Source organism: Peribacillus sp. SIMBA_075 (assembly GCF_046534585.1).
Map to the genome: position 1 here is coordinate 1 of NZ_JAWRYN010001560.1, position 237 is coordinate 237.

Consider the following 237-nt stretch of genomic DNA (forward strand, 5'->3'; position numbering starts at 1 on the left):
GATGCGCGCGAGTCCCTTGCGGTCAGCCACGGTCGCCTCCTTCGAAGCTGCGTCGGGGTCGGATGATGGTCTCCTCGAGGCCGTCCTCGAGCGTGGTGGGGCCGGGCGGCGTGGTCACGCGGTCGTCCGCGTGTTCCGGTCCGGCCGCCGGCTCCGGCTCGGCGACAGGCTCCGGCCCGGCCGCCGGCTCCTCCGCCGCCTCCTGCGCCTCGTCCTCCTCGGCGGACTCGACGACCG

General features: G+C 75.9%; 1 protein-coding gene. It reads right to left on the bottom strand.

Annotated features, from left to right (window positions below; translation table 11 throughout):
- Positions 1-22: 22 nt before the first annotated feature.
- Positions 23-237, bottom strand: a 215-nt coding sequence (locus tag SB775_RS33660; protein WP_410865648.1) for a hypothetical protein, incomplete at its 5' end; no start/stop codon positions are given.